22 protein-coding genes are annotated in these 24,333 nt (G+C 38.5%); 18 read left to right on the top strand and 4 right to left on the bottom strand.

The features are described from left to right. The first annotated feature begins 41 nt into the window (after positions 1-41). The 9 genes from AHMF7605_RS22635 (at position 42) to AHMF7605_RS22600 (ending at position 7,869) form a co-directional block, all read left to right on the top strand. Positions 42-1,331, top strand: a complete 1,290-nt coding sequence (locus AHMF7605_RS22635) for a hypothetical protein (RefSeq protein ID WP_106932269.1) — start codon at positions 42-44, stop codon at positions 1,329-1,331. A 197-nt stretch (positions 1,332-1,528) separates the two neighbouring features. Next, positions 1,529-2,350: a terminase small subunit gene (locus tag AHMF7605_RS22630; protein ID WP_106932268.1), complete on the top strand. Its 822-nt coding sequence runs from the start codon at positions 1,529-1,531 to the stop codon at positions 2,348-2,350. Then, complete coding sequence (terL, locus tag AHMF7605_RS22625) at positions 2,347-3,840, top strand: phage terminase large subunit (RefSeq protein WP_106932267.1); 1,494 nt, start codon at positions 2,347-2,349, stop codon at positions 3,838-3,840. Before AHMF7605_RS22630 ends, terL begins: the two co-directional genes overlap by 4 nt. Positions 3,841-3,854: 14 nt before the next feature. Then, positions 3,855-4,043 carry a hypothetical protein gene (locus AHMF7605_RS22620; protein WP_106932266.1) on the top strand — a complete coding sequence of 63 codons (189 nt, stop codon included), beginning with the start codon at positions 3,855-3,857 and terminating at the stop codon, positions 4,041-4,043. A 40-nt stretch (positions 4,044-4,083) separates the two neighbouring features. Then, positions 4,084-4,317 (top strand): hypothetical protein, encoded by a 234-nt coding sequence (locus AHMF7605_RS22615; protein ID WP_106932265.1) that lies wholly within the window; start codon positions 4,084-4,086, stop codon positions 4,315-4,317. A gap of 879 nt (positions 4,318-5,196) precedes the next feature. Beyond that, positions 5,197-6,444, top strand: a complete 1,248-nt coding sequence (locus AHMF7605_RS22610) for a hypothetical protein (RefSeq protein ID WP_106932264.1) — start codon at positions 5,197-5,199, stop codon at positions 6,442-6,444. A 193-nt stretch (positions 6,445-6,637) separates the two neighbouring features. Further along, positions 6,638-6,835, top strand: coding sequence for a hypothetical protein (locus tag AHMF7605_RS22605; protein ID WP_106932263.1), 198 nt, complete (start codon positions 6,638-6,640; stop codon positions 6,833-6,835). Between the two features lie 332 nt (positions 6,836-7,167). Continuing rightward, a complete protein-coding gene (locus AHMF7605_RS30245) occupies positions 7,168-7,326 on the top strand; it encodes a hypothetical protein (protein ID WP_199200294.1) in 159 nt (52 codons plus the stop codon). Positions 7,327-7,350: 24 nt separating this feature from the next. Next, a complete protein-coding gene (locus AHMF7605_RS22600; RefSeq protein ID WP_146153652.1) occupies positions 7,351-7,869 on the top strand; it encodes a GNAT family N-acetyltransferase in 519 nt (172 codons plus the stop codon). A gap of 34 nt (positions 7,870-7,903) precedes the next feature. On the opposite strand, the gene AHMF7605_RS22595 is transcribed toward AHMF7605_RS22600, so the two are convergent. Further along, positions 7,904-8,263: a hypothetical protein gene (locus tag AHMF7605_RS22595; RefSeq protein WP_106932261.1), complete on the bottom strand. Its 360-nt coding sequence runs from the start codon at positions 8,261-8,263 to the stop codon at positions 7,904-7,906. Positions 8,264-8,761: 498 nt separating this feature from the next. On the opposite strand from AHMF7605_RS22595, the gene AHMF7605_RS22590 reads away from it, so the two are divergent. The 3 genes from AHMF7605_RS22590 to AHMF7605_RS22580 are packed head-to-tail and all read left to right on the top strand — an operon-like array spanning position 8,762 to position 16,366. Continuing rightward, positions 8,762-9,280, top strand: coding sequence for a hypothetical protein (locus tag AHMF7605_RS22590; RefSeq protein ID WP_106932260.1), 519 nt, complete (start codon positions 8,762-8,764; stop codon positions 9,278-9,280). A 4-nt stretch (positions 9,281-9,284) separates the two neighbouring features. Further along, entirely contained in the window at positions 9,285-15,917 is a 6,633-nt protein-coding gene (locus AHMF7605_RS22585) for a hypothetical protein (protein ID WP_106932259.1), read from the top strand. Between the two features lie 23 nt (positions 15,918-15,940). After that, entirely contained in the window at positions 15,941-16,366 is a 426-nt protein-coding gene (locus AHMF7605_RS22580) for a hypothetical protein (protein WP_106932258.1), read from the top strand. Positions 16,367-16,640: 274 nt separating this feature from the next. Here the strand turns inward: AHMF7605_RS22580 and AHMF7605_RS31200 are convergent, their stop codons facing one another. Continuing rightward, positions 16,641-16,919, bottom strand: a complete 279-nt coding sequence (locus tag AHMF7605_RS31200; protein ID WP_158267650.1) for a kelch repeat-containing protein — start codon at positions 16,917-16,919, stop codon at positions 16,641-16,643. Positions 16,920-17,258: 339 nt separating this feature from the next. Between AHMF7605_RS31200 and AHMF7605_RS22575 the strand changes: the two genes are divergently transcribed. Then, positions 17,259-18,086: a hypothetical protein gene (locus tag AHMF7605_RS22575; protein ID WP_106932257.1), complete on the top strand. Its 828-nt coding sequence runs from the start codon at positions 17,259-17,261 to the stop codon at positions 18,084-18,086. A 304-nt stretch (positions 18,087-18,390) separates the two neighbouring features. Here AHMF7605_RS22575 and AHMF7605_RS22570 read toward each other — a convergent pair whose 3' ends face one another. Next, the gene (locus tag AHMF7605_RS22570; RefSeq protein ID WP_106932256.1) at positions 18,391-18,858 is read right to left on the bottom strand and encodes a hypothetical protein; all 468 of its coding nucleotides are present in this window, start codon (positions 18,856-18,858) and stop codon (positions 18,391-18,393) included. A 144-nt stretch (positions 18,859-19,002) separates the two neighbouring features. Next, positions 19,003-19,980, bottom strand: a complete 978-nt coding sequence (locus tag AHMF7605_RS22565; RefSeq protein WP_106932255.1) for an exonuclease domain-containing protein — start codon at positions 19,978-19,980, stop codon at positions 19,003-19,005. A 700-nt stretch (positions 19,981-20,680) separates the two neighbouring features. Here AHMF7605_RS22565 and AHMF7605_RS22560 point away from each other — a divergent pair. From AHMF7605_RS22560 to AHMF7605_RS22540, 5 genes are all read left to right on the top strand, one after another. Continuing rightward, complete coding sequence (locus AHMF7605_RS22560; protein ID WP_146153651.1) at positions 20,681-21,529, top strand: hypothetical protein; 849 nt, start codon at positions 20,681-20,683, stop codon at positions 21,527-21,529. Between the two features lie 159 nt (positions 21,530-21,688). Further along, positions 21,689-21,967: a hypothetical protein gene (locus AHMF7605_RS22555; protein WP_106932253.1), complete on the top strand. Its 279-nt coding sequence runs from the start codon at positions 21,689-21,691 to the stop codon at positions 21,965-21,967. Between the two features lie 53 nt (positions 21,968-22,020). Continuing rightward, on the top strand, positions 22,021-22,875 hold the full coding sequence (locus AHMF7605_RS22550) for a hypothetical protein (protein ID WP_106932252.1): 855 nt from the start codon (positions 22,021-22,023) through the stop codon (positions 22,873-22,875). 382 nt (positions 22,876-23,257) lie between these two features. Further along, a complete protein-coding gene (locus tag AHMF7605_RS22545; RefSeq protein WP_106932251.1) occupies positions 23,258-23,506 on the top strand; it encodes a hypothetical protein in 249 nt (82 codons plus the stop codon). Between the two features lie 374 nt (positions 23,507-23,880). Further along, positions 23,881-24,300 carry a hypothetical protein gene (locus tag AHMF7605_RS22540; protein ID WP_106932250.1) on the top strand — a complete coding sequence of 140 codons (420 nt, stop codon included), beginning with the start codon at positions 23,881-23,883 and terminating at the stop codon, positions 24,298-24,300. Positions 24,301-24,333: the final 33 nt, after the last annotated feature.

Genomic DNA, 24,333 nt, shown 5'->3' with positions numbered 1-24,333 from the left:
TCTCTTTACAACCACAACACTTCAATTTAACCCGTAGATCTATGCCCCAAGATAATATGCTTTTAGAAGCAATTTTACGATTAAGAAATCTTATTCAAGAAAGTGTGGATAATTTACCCTTACATGAGAAGCAGAAAAGAGGCTTTGTGCCATTCACTCCTACTCTGCCGGAAAACGATGAGCAAGCCAGGCAAAAAATAGAAGATTACTTACAGCCTTTTCTAGCAGTTCCCTATACGGATCGAGATCTAAGAACCCACTTTTTGTATTTAAGCGAAAAGGCAGGTGTTGCTACTGATTATTCCCTGCCGGTTAAAGATTTGGAATCCAGGTTGCGCCATAAATTAGAATCGATGACCAAAGAAGAACTTCTGCAAGCGGGGATCTTTGGGGTTGCCCGGAGCCAACAACAAGCCGACGAAGAAAGAAAAAGTTACGAAAGATGGGCTTATATTACAGTAGTAGATTCGGTAAAGTCTAGTACGCGCCCCTATCCTGTGACCATGGCGATAATTAAACAATATTTTCCCAAACCCCTCCAGTTTATGACTAATTATGTTAATCGGCTTGGGGAAGATGCTTACCAAAAGTATTTAAATATTTATCAAGAGAAAGAAAACAAAAAAAATGTAACCTTAACACCCTTTTATGAGAGGGTACCCCTGCCTGTATTTTTCACAAATATACTAGCAAAAGCTACCAATTTGGGTTTAATAAAAGATAAACAAATTGCTTCCGATAACGATCTGGGAGGAGCATTTTTAAATAATAAAATAAACTCCGTCGAAATAGATTACCTGAAGTATTGCAAAAAGAGAATAAAAGTCGAAAAAGTATTAAATGATAAAAAGAACTGGGTAACTACGGCATTAGCCATTGACATCGACGACCCGCAAGCGATGGAAACATTTTTAGATTTAGTCGAAGAAAAATTTAAGACTATAGTAAAAGATGCCCAGCATTTGAAAGAGATGTTCGCGGATCAAGAGAGTAGATTATCCGATTTTACCGAAGAGCTTGAAAATATTATAATTTACGGCCGGGAGAGTAAGTACCGTTTAGCTTTAAAAATTGCTATTACGAATGGTGCTAAATACAAGGACTTACTGGCTATCGAACCTAAAGAATTTCATTTGCCGGACACTTGGTCAGGTTTTGTTTCTTACCTCACTCCGGCAAACAAATTCAGTTCGATTGCCGCAGCAATATCTCAGGCTTTCAATCTAATGGATGAAGATACAACACAGTCCAGACTCGGTGAAGTAGCAAACGAATTAGAGGTTTCCTTGAAAGTTATAACTGAAGCCTTTCATTTTTATTGGCACGAATAGACCTCTTATGCTAGACAAAACTAGACAAATTAATAAGTGTTTGGTTTAAAAGATGTGATCTAAATCCTTGCCTATAGCAGATTCATAATAAGAAATATAGAATATATAAATTTTAATAACCAATTGAATTACATCACCTTCCTTCACGTTATAAAAATGTGTATCTTTTAAGAAGATTTAGGCTTAATTAAATTTTTATGAACTCAGACGAACAGGAGCTAGAAGACGAATTAGCCGAAACTCCTAATCCAGACGAACAAAGTCCTACAAAATTTACGGTAAAGGAATCCCGGTTCATTGAAGAATTCTGTTCAGATTTTAACGGTAGCCGTAGCGCTAAAGAAGCCGGTTATAGTGAAAAAAACTCCCGTAGAATAGCTTATCAGCTGCTTAAAAAACCACACATCAAGAAAGCCATAAAAGCCCGGCTGGAAGAGTTAAGCATGCCCGCAGAAGAAGCCACTATGCGGATGACGAATATCGCCCGGGCAAATCTAAATGAATATTATGATATCATTGAAGTAGATGAGCTTACCCAAATTGAAAAGCCATTAATCGAAATAATTTACGAGCTGGAAGAAGAGGTTAAGTTTGAACAGGAGTTTGCCGAAAGAGCGGGGTTTACTGGCAAAACACTCACCAGTCACCAAAAACAACAAGAGGCCCGGAAACTCAAAATATTACGTATGCAAATGGAATTGGAAAGGGATCCACTGGCTAAGCGCCTGGTATCAGGTCCACCAGTGAAGAAGGAAGTAGCAGAATTAAACCTAGTCCGGTTAGTGAAAGCAAAAGAGAAAGGCAGCATTAAATCCGTAACACCTACCCAGTTCGGGACTAAAGTCGAATTGTATGCTGCCGATGCAGCGTTGCGCGACATCGTTAAGATTCATGGCCTATACGCTCCGGAAAAAGTGGAAAGTACGAATACCAACCGTAACCTCAACTATGATGTATCGAACTTAAGTGAAAAAGAAATCCAATCCTTATACCAGGCTTTAAAAAAGGAATATTTATGATTGAGGAAGTAGAGTTTGATCCAGCGAAAGAGAGGGTTGCTAAGTTTGCCTGTTTAGATTCTACTTTATTTTTTACGGCTTACTTTTTCAAAAAACAGTACAATCGAAAGTTTGTAATTGGTAAGCACCACGAGCTTATTACTCAGAAGCTAGATGCTGTTTTAAGAGGAGAAATTACACGGCTTATTATCAATATCGGGCCTCGGTATGGTAAAACGGAACTAGCAGTAAAATCATTTATAGCCAATGGATTGGCCTTAAATCCTGCTTCAAAATATATTCATTTATCTTATTCCGATGATTTAGCCCTGGATAATTCGGAAACGGTTCGTGACCTGGTACAACAAGATTTCTATAAAAAGATGTTTCCTCAGGTCCAAATTAAAAAAGAATCTAACTCGAAAAAAAAGTGGTATACCACGGCCGGAGGAGGTGTTTACGCTACCGCAGCTGCTGGCCAGGTAACTGGGTTTGGAGCTGGTATAGTAGATGATGAAGAGCAGGAAAATAATGAAGTAGAGATAGATAATTTCCTCACCGACATAGAGCAAAAACAAGGCTTTGGCGGCGCCCTCATTATTGATGATCCAACAAAGCCGGTTGATGCCGATTCAGAAACCATCCGCGAGCGCGTAAACCAGCGCTTTGATTCTACCATCTCTAACCGGGTAAACAGCCGCAATACCCCCATTATCATCATTATGCAGCGCCTGCACGAATGGGACCTGTGCGGCTATTTAATGGAGAATGAGCCGGGTGTATGGGATGTTTTAAGCTTGCCCGCTATTCAGGAAGATGAGCACGGTAATGAAGTGGCTCTTTGGCCCTTCAAGCACACCTTGGAAGAGCTTAAGGCCATGAACAGCCGGAATCCTTTGGTATTTGGCCGGCAATACATGCAAAACCCACAACCAAAAGAAGGCCTGCTTTATTCAACCTTCAAGACTTATACAGTTGCTCCTGCTACTAAACGTAAAACCCGCAAAGCTTATATAGATACGGCCGATACGGGCTCTGATTACCTCTGCTCTATTGTGTACGATGAAACGGAAATCGGGCTTTATGTGGTCGATATCTTGTATACTCAGGCACCAATGGAAACTACTGAACCGGAGACAGCTACTCAATTAACTAAACATAAAGTTTCAGTTGCTCGCATTGAAAGCAACAACGGAGGCCGTGGTTTTGCCCGAAATGTGGAATCCCAAATGCGTATTCTTAAAAACCATGGAACCAGAGTAAGTTGGTTTCACCAGTCGGATAGCAAAGAGGTACGCATATTTACCCGTTCCGCGGAGGTTACTAATATGATCTACATGCCGGCCAACTGGGATAAGCTTTGGCCTACTTTTTACAAACACGTTACTAGTTACGCCGCTACCGGTAAAAACGCGCACGATGATGCGCAAGATACCTTAACCGGCATGGTGGAGCATATCGGTAAAAACATGCCAACGGACCCGGCTGTACTGCAAATGCTTATTCGCTAATCAATCAAAATAAAATGCAAACACTGTTTTTTATCCAAGATACAGCTAATGAAAAAGGAATTAAAATACTTAGAAAGTATGACTACCAAGTGAAGGTTTATCCGGGCCTACAAGTGAGCTTTGAGAGTATGCTCTATATAGTAAGCCGACTTTACTTAGACCTAGATAAAGATGGTCAATGTGTAGAATTAATCGAGCAATAATATGAAGAATACACTAAATATCCAGACCTTATAAAAACGAATGGGCCCAGAACACCGAGCCTTAATTATACAGGCCATAGAAAACAAAGAAACACATTTGCTCCAACAACTCCGGCGCGTGACTAAGTCTGGTAAGCCGTACATCCGGTTGTTAAATGGCTTTTATGATGCCCTGATGTATAGTTCGTGGGCAGGTGAGGAAGAAGAAAAGGAGTTTGAAATTGTATTAAGTGAACCGTTCTACAGTTTTCTTAAGAACTGTAATTCACATTAATAGCTATTTGGTTCAAGTGGGCATCTAAATAAAGTAAATGGTGGCAAAATTGGATTTTTTGACCACTTAAAGAAGGAGTAAAGCAAGGAATTAACTCCCCACACGAGAAAAGAAATTTAAAAAAGTGAGAAAGGGTATAAGTCGTTTCTGAAAGCTATTAGAAGATTTTTTCGGAGTCTCTACGCGCGGATTAGGAATCGCCTAAAATTCGACTTTTTCAACAGCTATAAAAGGGCAGAACTTTCAAAATATGTATTTTATGACCTACTTAAAAAGAGGAATAAGCTCCCTAAAGACTTTTCGGGAGTAATAACTCGCATAGATGAAATTACCATATTGCGTTTATTAATTCCATAAAAAAAGGAAAAGAAATTATTAGGGAAGGCTTCTCACTCCTTAAACACCCCGATTCTGCACGCGGGAAGATTTTATTCCAATCACAAAGCAGATGCGTACAAAACCTGAGAAAACCTGAAACTTATGAGCTAAAAGTTCACTTTTGTACCAATAATATCCTGCACAACTCTACCTACTTGAAGCCAGAACTTAACAAAACTTTACCTTTTATAGAACTTTCACAAGGAAAACTACATAAAACTACATTTCCTAGAGGGATTTTCCCAGAAAATGTGTAACCCGCTTAAACCTCAGTACATACTCCGGCCGCCTTCTGCTTGTTACTTTGCAGGAAGAGGGCCGGAAGAACTACTGGAAGATATGCAATCTATTCAGGTGAAGGAAGAGTATATTTTAAGGGCGGGCTTCTTTTGTAAAAGATGTAAGGTTTATATGTTTATTCCCTTTTGTAAAATTTAGCTATAAACTGAATTTTATTAGTTTAGGCTCTTAGGTGTTATTGATTGTGATATTAATTCAAAAATGAAAAACGTAAAAGATAGATATCAATTTATTATAGGGTTTGCAGCGATTATAATTTCATTAAGCGCATTCAAAGAAGAGCTAAATAAGATTTTAATTGATTTTGGTTTTATTTCCTTTACAGGCGCAAGTTATTTATATGCTTTAATTTTATCGTTTGTTTTAATTGTTCATCTATATGTAATCCTATATATTCTTGCAGAAACGCAGTATGCAAATTTCAAAATATTTAACACTCTTGAAACCATCAGTTTTACCTTGTTTCTATTCACCTTAGCCCTTCCATTCATTTTAGCAACTGTTTATATTCTAAATACTGCTTTTTTATGGCTGTCAACAATTAAGCCTTTTGTATTTAATACTAGGTATGCAGATTTACTTAATGCAGCTATTTCTACAACAATTAGTACTTTATTTATGGTTGTAATTAATATGCTTATAGATAAGTACAAAAAGATTAGAAAAAAAACGGAACAAGCAGAATTAGAATATGAGGAAATAAAATCACTTGAAATTGCGAATAAATTGTATAGGGAGGGATATTATTATCAATCTTTTGTTGAAGCCTTCAAAATACTGGAAAATGCTATTTTCAAGGCTTTAAGATCAAGAGATTTAATATTTAGAAAAGGTGATTTAAATCAAATGCTTGCTATTGCAAGAAAGTACAATATAATTACATCAACTGAGTTTGATAAAGTTCAGGCTTTTCAAAATAGTCGGAATGCAGGCATACAATTATTAACTTCAGAAATTACTAAAGCTGAATTAGATAATCTATTAAGCTTTATAAAAAATATATTTAATAAAACAGAAATAAAATCTACTCCAATAGAAGAATCCGCTCCTATAGAAGAATTCTCAAATCAGTATTTTAAAGGTAAAGTTTTTAAGGACTTTTCTTCGGCAAAACAATTATCTGGTGAAATTAATAAGCCTATTTTCATGGTAATTTACGATGATTCCAATCCTACTAAAAGTAAACTTAAACATGCATTAGGTTATTTTACTGAATATGAAACAACTAAAAATTTAATTAAAGAAAATTTTATCCAAGTTTTAGTAGATAAAGATGTGCCTAATGTGGCAGAATTTATTCCTATTGAAGATCCTTTAGAAAATTGTTTACTAGTAATTCTTACACCAAATGGTACAATTCTTAGACAAGAAGGAGTTAGTGGTAATCCAGATGTAGGTTTAGGAAGGGTTAGACAAGCTATTTCAGATTGGGCAAATACAACTGAATAAAACAGGTGCCTTTAATGCTCAAAGAATAGTACAAATTGAACAATTAGAAGTTCTGAAGGATGTACGCAGCCTGGTTGCTATATTAGCAGATAATCCGGAACTACCTAAATCGGATGGTACCGGCCTTATTCCTTCTGAAGTACAGGGTAAATCGGGCGATTTCTACGAATGGAGTAAAGGCTTAGTAGATGGCTTGGGGGGCAAGTTTGATGTTAGTGGTTTGGATTTACGACTAGTGGAAACCAACGACATTCTAAAGAATGGCCTAGAATTTAAGTTTGCGGATACCGGACTAAACATTAATACAGAGCAATTAACCCAGGCCCAGCAAGAAACTATCGCTATTCAACAAGCTAATACCGCCATTTATGCCCGTATGGAAGAATACTAACGCCGAACCGCAGAAGGTGTGGAGATTATTGCCCAATACGCCAAAGTTTGGCCGTCAGTAGAAGGATATTTAAAATCAATGGATAGCAAGATTAAACCCGGAATAAGCCAAGCCGATCAGCTACGGGCAACGGGGAGGTAAGACAGGGAAATAAAAACGCGATTAAGCGAGGAACTCCGCACTAAACTGCGGAGGTACTTTCTGACTGAACATCCAGCCAAACAAACTGTATATTTATTTATACGCGTATAAATAAATTACGTACATTTGTTACAACAAGATTACAACAAAGCTACAACAAAAGTAAAATATTAATTAAGAGAGGAGCATAAATGGCTAAACCTATTAGAAATACGCCTGTGCTTACAGGTAAAGACTCAAAAAACTTTAATGAGATTATTGTTAAATCTAGTTCTCAAAAGGTTTCTGAAGAGAAAAAAAATCAAATGAAGAAACTCGTGAAAAGTGTTTTAAATAATTCTTATATCTAATCTCTTTTGCTTTCCCTTTCCTCCTTGTCATTCGAACGACTAAATGATGGTCATAGTTTTAGCGAGTTTGACTGCGGAGATCCAGACATAAACGATTTTCTTAAAGAAGACGCTATAAATTTTTGTAATAGTCTAATGGCTGTTTCTTATGGATTCATCCATCCTGATAACAAAGAATTAGTAGGGTATTTTTGTATCTCAAATGATAGCCTAATTGATAAAGGTGACAGAAGTATTTGGAATAAGCTAAATAGAGGAATTAATAATTCAAAACGGAGAAAGGAATACCCTTCGGTAAAAATTGGCAGGCTTGGGGTTTCAGTAAATTACCAAGGGCAAAATATAGGTGATCAAATACTTGACTTTATAAAAGGGTGGTTTGCTTTTGATAATAAAACAGGATGTAGGTTTATATTAGTAGACGCTTATAATAAACCCAAAGTTATAAGTTTTTACCAAAGAAATGAATTTAACTTTTTAACTAAATCAGACGAGGGACAAGAAACACGAATTATGTTTTTCGATTTAGCAAGATTACTATAAAGCCACTCTCCTGGGTGGCTTTTATAATTACTGGTTACTTTAACCTTTCCTTGATTTCATCCAGTAAAGGAGATAGTAAGTTTATTTGGAAATGTACCCAGCTTTCATATTCCTGGTAAATTTTATCCGATACCCGCCAATCCATCGTAGCGTTATTCCGTTTTAAAAACTCCTGATGTTTGGCGATGATTTGACGTAGGATTCTATCGCAACTTTCCAGTTCTTCTCTCGTGGGATCATCTTTGCTAATTTTACTCAGAGCTTTAGAAATAGCACTTTCCGTCATTTCCTTAGTTTTCTGAAAATGCTGGTAGTTTTCCGCAAAGGTTAACCCGGTCAGCAGCATTAGGTGTGCTTCTTCCGGGTCTAAATCTTCCATTTTATAAGTAGTCATATTATTTTCTTCTTTTCTTATACTTATTAATCCACCTTTCCCGGAAAAAATGCGGCAGGAAGTAAAACACTACTATTGCTGATAAGATAGTGGCAGGTACGTCGTACCAGTGAAATCTATCCATTGCTCATCCACAGTCATTACCGATTGCTGGTAGAAGTTATTACATTTCATTTTAAACTGGTCAGTGTTGGCCAAATTACAAAGAATACTTTCATTACTACCTACAGCAGCAATCAAGCCGCTACTAGCCAACTTCAGCAAAACTCTTACAGAGCTACCTCTTTTTAGCCTTAAAGTGATAGTCTTTCTTCCTCTATTTAGTAAGTTTTAGCTTTCTCTACTAATCCTTCTAACCTTTATTTTACAACAGTTACCCATTTGTATTTTTCTTGTACTTTTTTTAGTAAAAGGCACAATTTACCTGCTTTAAAAAACTTATAATTAGGAATAATTTCTTATATTTAAGTAAGTAATAACCTGATAATAAGTGCAATAATGCAAAAAAATTTAACTAAAGGATCTCCCGAAGAGTCCTTCACTGTAATGGTAGATTTCCCAGCTCCTACCTCTTTGTGGCAACGTCTATTAGTGCGATTAAAATTAAGACGCTTGCAAAAAAAATATGTGCTAAGGCCACTTCTGGTAATTAACGTTAGCCGGGTATGCGCCAAAATGTCGGACTTGCCCGAAGAGTTAACGGGAGGTAATATCACCAAAGCCTTAGAACATGCTACCTGGGAACACCTGGATAAAATCATTTATATCGTCGCCGTGGGGTTACAAAACAACGGCCGCGAACCCTCTAAATCTTTGTTAAAAACTATTCGGGATAATTTTGATTTACAAGACCTGCTTCGGATCCTACCCTTGGTACTAAAACAAAGGAACCTGCCCTCCCTCTTGGAAATGATTGTCATGGTTAAGGGTCCGAGTATTCTGGACAATATCACTAAACCCACTCCGGAGGAAGTACCTGCCGGCGAAGTACTACAACTTACTTTAAAGGAGGAATAGAATCATGGGAGTGAATATAACGGGGGAAGACGGAGGATTATACTTTGAGTCCGGCATCAACCTAGACCGGTATGCGGAGGATCTGAAAAAGATGCTGAACGGTGCCGTTGTTATGGGTACCGGTGTCAGCAAAGAATTTGATAAGGTAATTAGTCACATTCAAGATAATGAAAAAGCATTAAATGCGGTAGTAGAGTCGTATCGCAACGTAGGTAAAAATAGCAAAGGAGCTTTTTCCGGGATCAACCAGGAGGCCCAACAATCCATTAAAACCTTTCAGGATTTAGAGCAACAATTAGGTAAGATTAAACTAGACAAAATTTCTCTCGCTGATAATTTCAAGGTTAATCAAACCAACGCGGCTAATTACCGGCAGGAGCTCGCTAAGCTTACGGATCAGGAACAATTATTAAAAAGCCAACTCGAAGCGACTAAGGCTAGTCTAAAAAGCATAGAGGCGCAGTACAGCCAGAATCAATCCAAGCTAAAGGCGGAAGAGAAACAGCTGGAAAGGCTTCGGATCATGTATGCCGAACTGGCAAAATCTTCCCCTGGCTCCCCGGCCGCTCAAACGGCTCAGGCAGACATTAAGCGGTTAGAAACCTCTGTTTCAAAAGGGCAAGATGCGGAGACTAAAATCTTAGAGCAACGCACTAACCAAACCAAGCTGCTAGCAGATCAAACCGAAAGGCTATCGAAAATAAAGCTCGAAAAAGTTGAGTTAAAAAACAACTTCGGCGATGACGCCAAATACATTACCCAATACCGGGAGGAACTAGAGAAGCTCAATCTTGCGGAACGGGAAATTGAAAGCGCTCTGGAAAAAGAATCTGTTGCCTTAAAAAATAATGCTACTATCCAGCAAGCCGCGGCGGCAGCGGCGGAAGAACGACGGATGAAAATTATTGCTTTAAACGAGGCTTATGATAAATTCTCCGATTCGGATAAAGCCTTACCCGAAGTTGGCGGAAAGTTGCAGGCCGATTTACAGGCAGCAACTGCGGAGCTGGGAGTTCTCAACCGCGTGTTTGAACAAGTAACGACCCATGCAAACGAACTGAAAAGTACGGTTAGCAGCATGCCGGTTTTTACGCTGGGAGACCTGGAAAAAGAAAAGCAAAGGTTTCGGGAGTTAGAAACGCAACTGGAAAAATTGTCGGATGCGGATATGGCCGCGGGTAAGGGGGATCAGCTAGTAGCTGATATGGACCGGGTGGAAGAAAAGATTTTAGCTATCAATAAAGCCCTAACCACGACTCCGGAGTTAAACTTTGGTGATTTACAGGACAAGCAAGCTAAATTGGAAAGTTTGCGCCTAACTTATGCTCAGTTAAACGATGCGGAGAAAGGTACTGGTCCGGGACTGGCCATTGCGAAAGATATTGAGCAAACCTCCAGGGAGGTAGATGAACTGATTGCCAAAGTGGGTAAGATTGGTAATAACGTGAATGCTACGGGCATTGCCAAGGTTAAAAACGAGTACCGAGACCTACTTGCTATCGAACGAGACCTTTCCAACATAGAGGTAGCTAAATTAAAAATAGAAACGGATTTTAAAGCAGGTGCCATTGATGCTACTGCCTACGCTCAGGCTCTGGCCAAACTGGAAGCGGAAGAGAATGGATTGGTTTCTGCCTTGGTGAAGGGGAGTAATGCCTTAAGACAAAATGCTGATTTTCAAAAAGCAGGCAAGGATATCATTGAAGAAGAAACCAAAAGTTTAAATAAACTCAAAGCGGTGTACCAAAACTTACCGCAAAGCGCCAAGCTGGACCCGGAAGTAGGGGGTAGTTTTCAAAAAGATATTGCCGAAATCGAGAAAAGTATCACCCAGGTAAAAGCCGTTTTGGAAAGCACCAGCACCATGGATGGTTTTAGCAAAAGTGAGCAAAGTGGCCAGCGTTTGAACAAGACCATGCAGCAACTTAAAATCGAGCTGCAATCTTACGAGGCTATCATTGAAAAGTCGTGGGATCCGGTTGTTATTAAAAAGTACGCCGGTGAAGTCTCCCGGGTTAAAACCGAGATGCAAGCGATCAAGAATGTGGGGAAGGAAGGGTTTGATGCATTAGGAAGACCGGTAAAAGAGCAACTTTCGCTGATGGGGAAATTGGAGAAAGTTATTCAAATCTATAAACGCGGGATTGCCACTGCTCCGAGTACCGAACTTATAACCAAGTACAACGCTAAATTACAGGAAGCCGAAGCGCGTTTAAAACGCATGCAAAATATAGGTAAGGTCGGTTTTGATGAAGTAGGCAATGCCATTGAGAAAAGTTCTAATAAAGTAGGAGGCTTTTTAGGTGGCATAAAAGGTGGATTAGGTCAATTAGTGGCCGGTCTAGGTATTGCCAATACTATTCAGGAGGTAATTGGCTTTATGAAGCGGCTAGTTTCTGAATCCGTAGAATTAGCCGCCAAAGGGGAAGGTATCCGGACAGCTTTTAAAAGGATTGGTGATGATAATACCTTGCAACGATTACGGGAAGCTACCCGAGGCGCTACTTCTGACATAGATTTAATGGCCGCCGCTATCCGGGGTAAAAACTTTCAAATAGGCCCGGAACTACTCGCTAAAGGTTTAGAACTCGCCGGTAAAATCTCTCGCCAGACCGGACAAGACGTAACCTACCTTACTAACTCTTTTGTGGATGGATTAGGCCGTAAGTCTATCCGGATATTGGATAATCTGCAAATCTCTCAAGTAGAACTGCAAAAAGAAATTAAGAAAACCGGCGATTTTCAGGTAGCTGTTGCCAACATAACGGAACGAAAGTTACAGGAATTGGGCCAAGTGGTAGATACTTCGGCAGATCGTATGGCCCGAATAGGGGCTTTCTATCAGAATTTAAAAGAGAAGATTGGCCAGGGTATTATTAAAGTATTTAACTACGATGGTTTAAACGAGGCCAATAAAGCTTTCTTCGATACTGGACAAGAAGTTACCAAACTGCAAAAAGAGTTTGTTCCTCTGCTCAATCGTTACGATGAACTTTCGGCTAAAGCTAAAGCAAATGGCGGGGTTACGAAACTCAATAAACAGGAGCAGCAGGAGTTAAAAGATGCCCTCAAACGTATCAGTGATACTACTCCAGGTGCGATTACGGCTTTCGATAATTACGGCAACGCCTTGTCCGCTAACACCGATAAAGGCCGGGATTTTGTCAAACAACAGGTTCTGGTTTTGCAGGCGCTGAACGCAGAGCGGATTAAGAAAACAAAAGACCGGTTGGAAGAATTAACTACTACCCTTGGCCCATTGAAAAAACAGATGGATGAGCTAGCCAAAACAGGGGAGATCAAGTTACCTAATGTTTCAGCCGGTGCGGGTGATGCTTTTGGGGGTAGTCCTATTGTGGGCGAGGTTTACCGCAAAGCAACTGGGGAGGAGAAAAAGGCGATTCAAAACCGGTACCGAGAATTGCGTCAAACCGAGGCGCAACAAAGGGCTTTGTTGGCTGCTGATAGCGGGAAACTCTTAGAGGATAGTTTAAAAGCAGCCACTCCGGATGTTCCCGAATTTGATTCCTTATTAGTTGAAGTAGACAAAAACTTCAAAAGACTGCTGGAACTGGTTACTAGCAAAGATGACCTGGAAAAAATCCGGGATGCGATGCAAATCAAAATAGAAGGATTAGCGCCTAATAATAAAGATATTGCTCGATTACAGCAAAAACTGGAACAAGTTAAAAACTTACTGAAAGTCTACGATCCGGATAAAAACAAATCTGGTGTTACCAATGATTATCTGAAGCGCTATGAGGATATGATGCAGAAGTTGGATGGTATAAAGAGCAAGTATGCCAGCAAGACTATGGAAACACCGGAGGCTGAAATCCAAAAGGTAAGAGATGAGTTTAAAAACATCGCTACTGATATTGCGCAATTCAACCGAGACCCGAAAAATGTTTTAAAAATTAAAACTGAAGGCCTGGAAGAGTTGAGAAATAAGATTATTGATGATTTAACCTACCGGCAGAATACAGAAAAGCTCGGCATTGATGCCGAAAAGTTAAAAGCTTCCTTTGCCGAGTATGAAGCGTTTAAAACTCAAACTAGTAAAGAAGAGGCAGATAAGCGTTTCGCCAATGAACTGAAGGGTTACGAGAATTTTGGACAATTTATTCAGGAGCAGATTGCCAAGATTGATACTTCTGGTCCGATGGATGCCGACATAAAAGCCCGTTTGGATTTGTATACCAACCTGGCTAAAGAAAACTGGCAAAATCAAGCTAAACTTCGGGAGCAGGATTTTGTGGATGCCTACAACGAGACTATCTCTTATGAGCAGAAAGTTCTGAAAATAAAAGAAGAATTTGGCCGCAAAGTACAAGCCCTGCGGGATGCTAATCCAGGTGGCAATGTTGACCGGGAAGTAGAACTTCTTAAAAAAGATAGTGAAGCTAAAATTGATGCTACCAATGATGAATATTTCCAGCGCACGAAGATTTATAAAAAGTTAAGCGAGGATATTATTCAGTATAGCAAAATTCAGTTAAAAGCAGAAATAGCCGCTATAAAAAATAGTTTAGAACTGGTTAAGAACATGGCGCCGGAACTCAAAGCCGAGTTGCAAGAAAAGTTAGCTGATTTGGAGATTCAGATTAAAACCCGGCCCGATAAAGCTTATGAACAAAGTCTGATAAAGCGGAATCAAGAGATAGATAAGCTCTTGGCCAAACAAAATGACATCAATAACAAAGAAAAACTTTCGGTTGCCCAAATAAGGGCTTACACCAAAGAACAGGCTAAGAACATTCAGCAGTTGCAGGAAATGAAAGATACCTGGGCTGAGTTTAACCAAATGACGGGTGATCAAAAGGTGGCTTTCTTAGGCAATGAAGCTAGCAAACTCTCTAGTAATCTGAAAGCATCCGTGGATCTAATCGGCCTGTTTGATAAAAAAGCTGCGCAAGCTGTAAATACGGTAGCTAATTTAGTTGATTCCGCCGCCCAAATATTCAAAGGTGCTTCTACCATGGATCCAGCTGCTTTAATTGCCGGCGCTGCTGGTATTATGACCGGGTTTATGGAACTAATGGATAAATCCCAGGAGCGACAAGCAGCTTACCAGGAACGCCAAAGACAGAGTATGGAGAAAACCCAGGCCGCTATTGAAGGCATGAACCGGGCTTTAGAGCAGCAGGCAAAGATTATTGACAAAGCCTTGGGGGTAGATAAAATTACGGCTTATCGGAATCAAATCGGGTTAATTAAAGATGATATTCTCAAAACCATTGATAAAATCAACGGAGTAGATTTATTTATTAACGCCGAACGCGGAGTAGTGGAGTACGAAGCCGCTCTTAAAAAGCTCAATGATACCATCGGGGGTGATCAGGGTAGACCGGATAGAGGAACTAATTCCGGCCGGGATATTAATGGTAATCCGGTAGTAGTTAACCCAGGCGTAGAGCAACTGGAAAGCCAGCTGGATACCATTGATAAAGTAATTGAGGCTAACCGGGCCGCTATTAACGACCTGTATAAACAAATGGAATCAGGGCGGTTAAAAGGGAATATTGACGAATTAAAAGCCCTTATTGAGCAATATGAAGGCTTAGAAGGTCAACTAGAATCTTACCGGGCAAAAGTACAAGAAGTGGTTACGGGTACTACCTATAGTTCCATCGTAGATACCATGGCTAACGCTTTCAAGGATATGTCCGGCCCAGAAGCTTTTGCCAAAAATTTCCAGGAACTCATGGAGAATGCTATTATCCAATCGCTCAAAATGACCGCCTTAGAGGTTCCTCTTAAAAAATTCTATGATGATTTGGCGAAGGCTTCGGAAAGTGAGGGTGGCTTGGATAAAGAGGAAATAGCGGAGTTGCAAAAAACCTATAATGAAATAATTGAGAATGCTCAAAAGCAATTTGATGATCTACAGCAAATTGCCGGGGTGGACTTTGCGGCTAATAAGGCTAACGATGCCAATACCTTGAAAGGCGCCATTCGCCGGGAGCTCACGGAGGAAACAGGTACCCTTTTAGCATCGCAATGGGGAGCTGAAAGAATTGTCCAGATAGAGCAATTGGAAGTCTTAAAAGATGTACGAGGGCTGGTGGCTATATTGGCCGGCAATCCGGAACTACCTAAAGCAGATGGCACTGGTTTAATCCCTTCCGAGGTACAAGGAAAATCCGGTGATTTCTATGATTGGTCTAAAGGTTTAGTGGATGGTATTGGTAACAAATTAGATTTCAGTAAAGACTTTAGTAATCTGACTTTCGAAACTATTAAGGGTAATGATATTTTACAGCAGTATGTAAACTCTCTTAAGTCGGGTGATCAGAGTTATGGCCTGAATTCGCCGGAGTTTATAGAAACTATAAAACAAAGTTTAGAGAGACAGAGTGCAAACCTTAATTCGCCGGAAATCGCGCAGGCCATCAAACAGTCAGCAGAAATTAGCCAGTTTAATTCGGCTATTTTTAACAGGATGGATGAGAAACTGGGACGAATTGATGAGAACACCCGCCTGAATGCTGAGTATTCAAAAGTTTTACCGGTTTTAATGCCAGTAATAGCGGATTATTTAAAATCAATGGATAGCAAAATAAAAGCCGGCACCGGCATAACTGAGCAGGATCAATTACGGTCTAATGGCTATACAGGCAGGCCAGGGCGGGGATAAAACCAATTAAACTAAAAACAAGAATGGAATCACAAAAAATAAGTTTAGATCGGCTTACTGCCATGCAGCAGAAGGCCCAGTTTGTCATAAATACAAACCTACATACTATTAGTCAAATGTCTGATGTAATGAACGAGACGGCTGTTCAATGTATCAAAAATTTTGATTTACCCGGGATAATACAAGATGCCATTATCTCCAATGCCCGGGCTCTCTTGGATGCCAAGGATGCTTTAACACAAGCCTCGGAGGGTTATAAAACTATTAGTGCTTCCGCGATCGTTCTCTATAAATTAAACTTGGAATTTGGAGAAGCTTTGAGACAGGCAAAAGCAATGCACGAAGTGGAGACAAAAAATAATGAAGCGAAGATTGAAAAACTAGCCTCAGAAAATATCAGGCTAAAAACTCAATCTATCTGGTCCTTTATTAGGAGTAAATTCAAATAAAGCAATAACATGCTAGACACATAATAAAAGGCCACTAACAGCTGAGTGGCCTTTTATATTTTTAAAGCAATTAGGCGCTAATAAGCTAATTCATTAGGATTAACCGGATGGAGATTTGCTGCTTCAATCCTCTCTACCCCAATAATTTTACCTTCCGGAAAAAATTTTACTTAGTAAGCCGTGTCAATTCACTTTTTACCCGATGCCCCATGATGATTTTGCCGGCTCTTACGGGCTTCTCCGTTTTGTTCACCTAAATGTTTTATTGATTCTGTTATTTGATGTTATTACCGTAAACTTCATAGAGCTCATGATTCGAGGCGCTGGAAGTACCTGAACTACTATAAGCTCTTCCATTATTGACAAAGGCAAAGCCCCTTTCTATCGGCCGATACCCTATAGGAGATAAGTTCTTCCATTTATTGGTGAGTGGGTCATATTGGTAACAATCGTTAGTATCCCACCTAGTTACTGCTGCCCCACCTACTACATACCCTAATTGATTAATACTAAAGGAAGAAGTATATGATCTTGCATCGACAAAGTTAGCAATGGATGACCAGGTATTAGTTAGACTATTATATTTATAAAAATCGTTAAATGCTAACTACTACATATTAATTGATAGATCAGTATTTTAAAGATTTCCTAATAGATCCGCAATACTGAATTTTCAGTATTTTTGTGATTACCCTAAACGACATTATAACTTTTTTAAATAGTTAATTGTCTGATCGAATTTACTAGCTAATTTCTTGAGTAGATAGGTTATTATTAGTAATATTAGGATACTGTAACTTAATGAATCTGAAGGATTTAGATCATGCCTTTATAGTAGATTCGATTAATTGCTATTAAAGCAATACTATCCTTAAGTAAAGTTCAACATATCATGAAGGATAACATTTTATCAACCTCATTCAAGAAATGGTTAGAAGCGTTTTTAGGTTTCTTCATAGGGGTATTTTATGGTATAATACTGACTCTTCTTGCTGCCTCAATTTACGTCTGGATTCTTCATACTTTTTACCACTATCACCAAAATAGTGAGGTAAGCCTAGGAAGTGGGTTATTTGGTGCTATGCTCCATTCTATACTAGGTACAACCTTATTTTACCCTATTTTTGGTAATTCTCAGAACAAAACAAAACGAATAGTAATAGGTACCACATTGGGATTAATAGCAGGAGCTAATCTTGGACGAGGTTTTTTATATCCAGATAGTGTTCAAGTATTTGGGGAGGTATTTTTTATAATATATACTTCCTATTTTGGAGCACTTGGAGGATTTTTAGTTGGATTAACAAGTAGAAAGGTGTTAGATATATTTGTTAATAAATCTAAATCCTATGAGGTTGATCTAAATCCAACAACAGCTGGAATCTGGTCAGCTATTATAGGAGGAATATTTGCAGTTCTTGTCAGTATTATTTCCATCAATACAGATTTTTGGAAGGAAGATAAAGAAAGTGAACTATATGTAGTGATTTACTCTGCACCAAACTTCGAGGATGCAAAGAATTTTGCCTTGACTAAGATTAATAAAGATTTCTCCCCAGAAGTGTATTTTACTTCAAACGGAAGTTATGCAGTAACAATAGGCCTTTATGAATCAAGTAAAGCAAAATATATTAAGGACAATGCTATTAAACACAATCTTATAAGTAAAAACTCATTCCTTATTGGTTCTAAGGGAATAATCAAGAAAGTTTATCCTTAAAGACTTACGGCAGTAATAGCATTTTACCATATGAACCATATGCTAAATTAACTCCCAGAGGTAAATTCTTAAGAAAGAATATAGCTAGATTGATAATTTATGTTTTATTATTGCTTGGCTACTACTACGGTTGTTCAAGATGGATGAAGGTCATGAAACCATCCTCACCACCTTCTAAGCAGGGCAGGAGTTTACCTGTAGCTCACCTTTTCTTAAGTTAACTCTTACTTTGCAGGTTTTGTACACTTTGCAAGGTTTGCATTATTAAGGAAATCAGCATTCTAAGACAAAGAATAGATTAGAGTTAATTAAATAAGTATGCTTGCTTTTTCTTAGGAATATAGATATTACCAGGAAGCCACGATTTGGGTGGCGCTGTTCCTTCGGCTAGTGCCATAACAGATTTAGTTACTTTTTGTAATGGATCCTGTACGGATATTTTTAATTGTTGCCTCCCGATAGTTGGATTTAATTGCCAATGAAACTTCACTAATCCTAATTGATTTGTTGTTCCACTGTTCCAGTTTAAACCAACACAAGAACTATCTGTGAACTGGACCAAGACGTTTTTTAATACCGTATCCGCCTTGGTAACTTTAATAACTAAAGGTTCAGGTAATACTCGGCCAATAGTATCTGATTGATTATTGCCACTGATGATTTCAATTTTTACCTCATTTAATTGAGTCCTTAAAGGAGGATTATCTTCTTTAGTACAAGAAACTAGTAGAATGATCAAAAATAGAAATAGGAAATAGGAATTATTGAGCATTTAATACTTTCCGTGCAAAACTAACAAGTGAAAATTTAGGTAATCAAGCCCATTATGTATTTTACAGGGCTTTGTTAAAATTTATTATGGAGATAAATAATGTAATCAGGTAAAACTAAAACGACTCACGATATAGTTTTCTCGCTAATTAAGGTAGGTTAGAAATTCTTCTTCTTCTATAATTTGGATATTACACCCTTCAGAGTTATATGTAAAGATTTTCTCTAACTTAGAAGGTCCAGCTTTTTCGCCCATAATTACAATATTGGTTTTCTTACTTATGGCTGTATTAATGTCCCCTCCTAGCGCCTGTACCTTTGCTGCCGCCTCGTGCCTAGTAATTGTTTTTAAATCGCCGGTAAAGACAATTTTCTTATTATAAAACACGTGTTCTTTATCAGCAGCCTCCAGATTAGGTTTCAATAGATTTGAGTCCACCTTTTTGTGTCCAACTAGGGAATCAAAACTTCGATCAAGTTTGTCAGCAGATTTCTTTTTTATGATATGTCCGGTTAGATCCTGATTTAAGTAATTAAATCCAGTGTCATGACCTGACTTCAAAGCTTTAAGCGTAATTTCCGCACATACTAGAGCATCAGATAAGGCATTGTGATGATCTAGGTTTAAACCAAAGAATTTGGCACAATCATTTAGCCGATAATTTTCTAAAGATGGAAAGGCTTCCTGCACTAATCGGTGCGAGCACATATAACGGTAATCTGCAAGTGAAATATAGTTGTATTCCGCTGTTTCCTCCAGCACATTTATGTCGAAACTACTGTTATGAGATACTACAATTTGACCTTCAATCAAAGGTTGTAGTTTTACCCAGATTTCGTCGAAAGTGGGAGCCTTCTGCAATTGTTCATTGCTAATTCCGTGAATAAGATAGTTCCTGGAGCTCACCGGATGAAAACGCGGATATATCAAAGAACAACCCATATCTACGATCTTGCCATGCTCCACCCGAACGTAGCCCACGCAGCAAGCACTACTGTACATTTCGTTAGCAGTTTCAAAATCAATGGCCGTAAAAGTTAAAGAATCTCTTAACTTTTTATACTTCTGAATCTCTTGTTGTATACTGTTGTATACTGTTTTAAAGGGTAGAACTTTGGTCATAGGATTGATGCAGTAAGGTTTTCTCTTGATAAATATTATAGAAGCCTTACATTACATATACTATTCCATATATTTAGTTAAGAGAAATCAATGATCTACTTTTTAATTTATCTCGCGGGAAAAACCGGAAAAATATAATGGTATTCTAAACACTATCCTATTTTAGTAAATCTTCTATTTATTGAAAATATTGTTCAAATATCTTAGTGGGACATCTTACCATTTCTTGTTTCCTTTGTCACAATTAATAGGAAATGAAAATGCTTTAATTAAGGAAATCAATCATAAATTTTAGGTTTGCCGAATTAAAAATATTAATAGGCTTCAATAAGAAAATGTACTAACAGCTATTGGCAAGCTTTTATCCGGGTTAATAGGTGTTCTCACTTTATTTATCGTCCTGTACAATCTTGCGCAGGCAAAGTAAAGGCTATGAGTAAGGCGCTATAAATTACAATCCGGGCTATTGTCATGCGGATGATTTTACCTTCTGGGGAGAGCTCATTATAAGGCTTCATATATAAGATTAATATTCTGTATTGAAAACAACCTGTTTTCTAAATATGTTTTGTTGGTAACCCTTCCGGATAGAATTATTCAAATAGCATCATAGTACTTTCAAGCAATTCGAGTACATATTCCTCAAGGCCTTGTTTTCGGTGCATAACTTGCAAGCTTTTAGAAAACTATGCACTTTTTTATGAAGAAACCTTTACTACGAACCTCTACTAGGCCGCTTGCTTTATGCCTGGGGCTTTTATCTTTTTTATCAAGCTGCGAGAAGAAGGAAGACACTCCTGCTCTGGAAGTAAAACCTACTACCTGCCTTCCCAGTAAAAATTACAATGCTGCCGATCCCACTCAATACACGACTTTTCAGTACGATGATCTGCAGAGACTAACCCGCATCTCCGATTATGTAAAGGGTAAAGAGAGCAGAGCCTCAATCTACGAGTATAATGCTCAAGGGCAAGTTGGGAGAATAACGATTACGGATGAGGCACTAAGTATTGATCTTGGCTTACCGGATAAAGTTTATATGATCTACACCTTTGACTACAACTCTTTGGGTCAAGTGAGTAAATACTCCTCTTACAAACCCTGGCTGAATAATTCCTACGCCTTAGAGGAAACAACTTGCGAGTACGATTCGGAAGGGAATCGTACGAAAACTACTACCACCACTGACAATGGCGCCAACAGTTTTACTACGGTTTACACCTATAAAGATGGTAATTGCATTCAAAGAGATATTAATCAAGGACCATCACCGGTGGGGCCCACCTTTTATCAGTATGACTTAAGCAAAGAAAACAAACTTAGAAGTTTTAACCAGAAGTTTAGTTTAATGCACCTAACGGGACCAACTGCTAGTAAGAATATGAGCGCGGAATCCACGCAAACCAATGCAGATCCCCAACATAATAGTACCTACAAGCAGACTTATGAGTACAATGAGCACGGTTATCCAACTAAAGTAAATGATACCTGGAAGAACTTTTTCAATTCGGGAACCACAGTTATCGCTATGGAGTATGTTTGCCAGTAATGGAGTGGATTATCATAATAAATAAGTCTATTTTACTTTAGCCCTTCTGTTTGCCTAATAACTGCTTAATTCCTGTAGAATCTTAAAACTGGCTTTTAATTTGCCTAGACAAATATTGCGCAAACAAAATATTTAGTCAGGCAAATTAAACCTTTATTAATGAAACAACTTTTACTCCTTCTAGCTTTTCTTCTGCACATTGGTTCGGCCCCGGCTCAAACGGCCAATCCTGCCAAGGCTCAGGCTACTACTTCCAAACCGTCGGTAAAAAAACAGCAAGCTCCACCGGTGTACATTTGTGAGGGTGGTAGTGCTTACGCCTACCATCGCACGGAAAGCTGCGCTGGTTTGAACCGATGCACGCACACGATTTTGGCAGTAAGCAAAGCGGATGCAGAGAATAGTTACGGACGACGGCCTTGTAAGAAGTGTTATTAATTCGAACAGTATAAAATTATCATCAACCCCAAAACATTCTTTACTTCCAACTCATGTACTTAAATATAAGTAAACCTTTCCTCCACATATTTAATTGGACCATTGCCTGGTGCTTGATTTTTCTTTTTCTGTTAAGTAGCTGTGAAAAGGCGGAAGAAAATCCAGAGCCGAAGGAAACACCTTCCGAATGCCGATTAAGTAAATTTATTTATGGTTTGGATTCCACTAAGTATACTACCTATCTATTTGATAACCAAAACAGAATCCTTCAAAGTAAAAAATCAACCAATAAAGATTGGGAACTAACAACTTTTAACTATAACGCTTCCGGGAAATTGGTTACTATCAACAGGGAGGCAAAAGTTTTCAACCGGGATGGAGTTGCCAACGATTATTCTTCCGTATATCTGTATGAATATAACTCGATGGGGCAGATAGCCAAATATAAAATCACCCAACCTGCAAGCGCCGGTTCTAAACCAATTTCCGAAACGGTTTGTTCGTACGATAGTGAAGGTAATCGCATCAAGACAACTACTACTTTTGAGAATGGAAATACTCCTATAACCAATGTTTACACTTATGAAAATGGAAACTGCGTAAAGGCTGTCTATAATTATGGTTCCTCTCTGGAGAGTACTACCCAATATGAATTTTACCTGGATAAGGAGAACAAACACTCATCAATTAACAATTTCAACGTTCTCATGCATTTTATGGGGCGTACGGGTAATAAGAACTTGCTAAAATCCGAGACGGAGAACCTCCAAGCGGTAGATTTAACTTTGCACTATCAATACTCTTACGATTACAACGAGCAAGGATTTCCCATCCGACAATATATTATCTATCCGGAGAACTTTACTCCCAAAACGGCTACCTATTTAATGGAATATAATTGCCCGTGAAAGCTAACGGTAAAATAGGCAAACTGCACTTTTTTACCCTATCGTTTACATTAAGAGCCACCTTGTAAATGAGTGGCTTTTAATTAATTCTTTTTCCTTAATGAATATTTATAAGGGAATAAGCAGGGGGTTATTCATATTATGCAACAGCACTAGGATAAAGCAGGTTTGCCGTTAAGTACTTTGGAAATTGCCACATGTAAAAAAACATTTTTGCTGCATATATTCTAAGATACCCATATCCAATTATCAGTAAACTGGCTCGCTAATTTACTGAACGATCCACCAACCGGGACTTGCTAGATAAAGCGCTATAAAAATATAACATTGTGGTTAGTTTGGCATTATATTTAATATATATTATATTAAATATAAATATCAGATGAAACTCCACGAGTTTAACCGGAATATTCACGAGCTACGCGCTGCATTGGTAGCCAAACATGGTAGATTCTTAGCTGTGCGTTCTACCAAAGACCACGAGATTTGTTTGTATTGCATGGAGAATTTTTTTGCCGAGGTCTGGTACCGGAAATCGGATAGTGAAATTGCTCTAGTTAGAGGCTTTACCGGAGTGTCCATACTTGAGCCTTATCTAGATTCCATAGAACTACCCCAATTAGCCCATTAATAATATGCAGTGGTGGCAATGGCTGATAGCCGTAATATTTTGTCTTTGGGGTATCGTTACCCTCTGGTCAGCATGGGAATGGCTCCTGAATCAATGGAAGCCCAAGCCAAATAAGCGCCGGAAATACAAAGGTTTATAGTTCTTATATTTTTTTCATATCAGTATAGGGTCAAATCCCTCTCTCTCTACAATCCATTGTGGTCCCACCCAGAATCACAATAAGATCTAAGCCTTTAATCCAAGTCTACCCATTTGTGTAAGGCTAAAACTTTTTAAAAAATTTTGTCTGTTTTGCCCTTAGCTGAAAACTTACCGTATATTTAAACTCTTCAAAATTCATTTTTCAACTGGCAAGAAATAATTTACCCTGATATATGCCCGAACTAAATCGCCGCTTTTGGAGCAATGATTTGAAACGCTGGCGAAACATGGATTTTGTTCTGGGCTACGAAGTTAAACCGCCTGCTCGCACGCACCTTCCTTATCCTATATGCCAACAACTTGCAGGCATCTATCCGAAATGGTTTGAGTTTACCGGCTGGCGAGAAGATTGCGGTTGTTCTTTAACTCCTATAATGCCAGATGAAGTAGAATACAGTCAGTACGAAGAATCGATTCTAAATGGCACTGCTTCTCTATTCCAATTTAGAAATATGGTTACCGACGTGCCGCATAATTTTAAACGGTGGGTTGCTGACAATCAAAACTTGGAAGAAGTGCCAGATTTCGTAAAAGCTAACTTTGTCAATGGAGATATAAAACAAGGTTTATCTTATCCTTCTTCTACCTACTAACCATGCCAAACGAAGAAAGAATACCCGCCTTAA

The organism is Adhaeribacter arboris (genome assembly GCF_003023845.1).
Lineage (GTDB): Bacteria > Bacteroidota > Bacteroidia > Cytophagales > Hymenobacteraceae > Adhaeribacter > Adhaeribacter arboris.
This window is presented reverse-complemented; position numbering and strand designations above follow the sequence as displayed.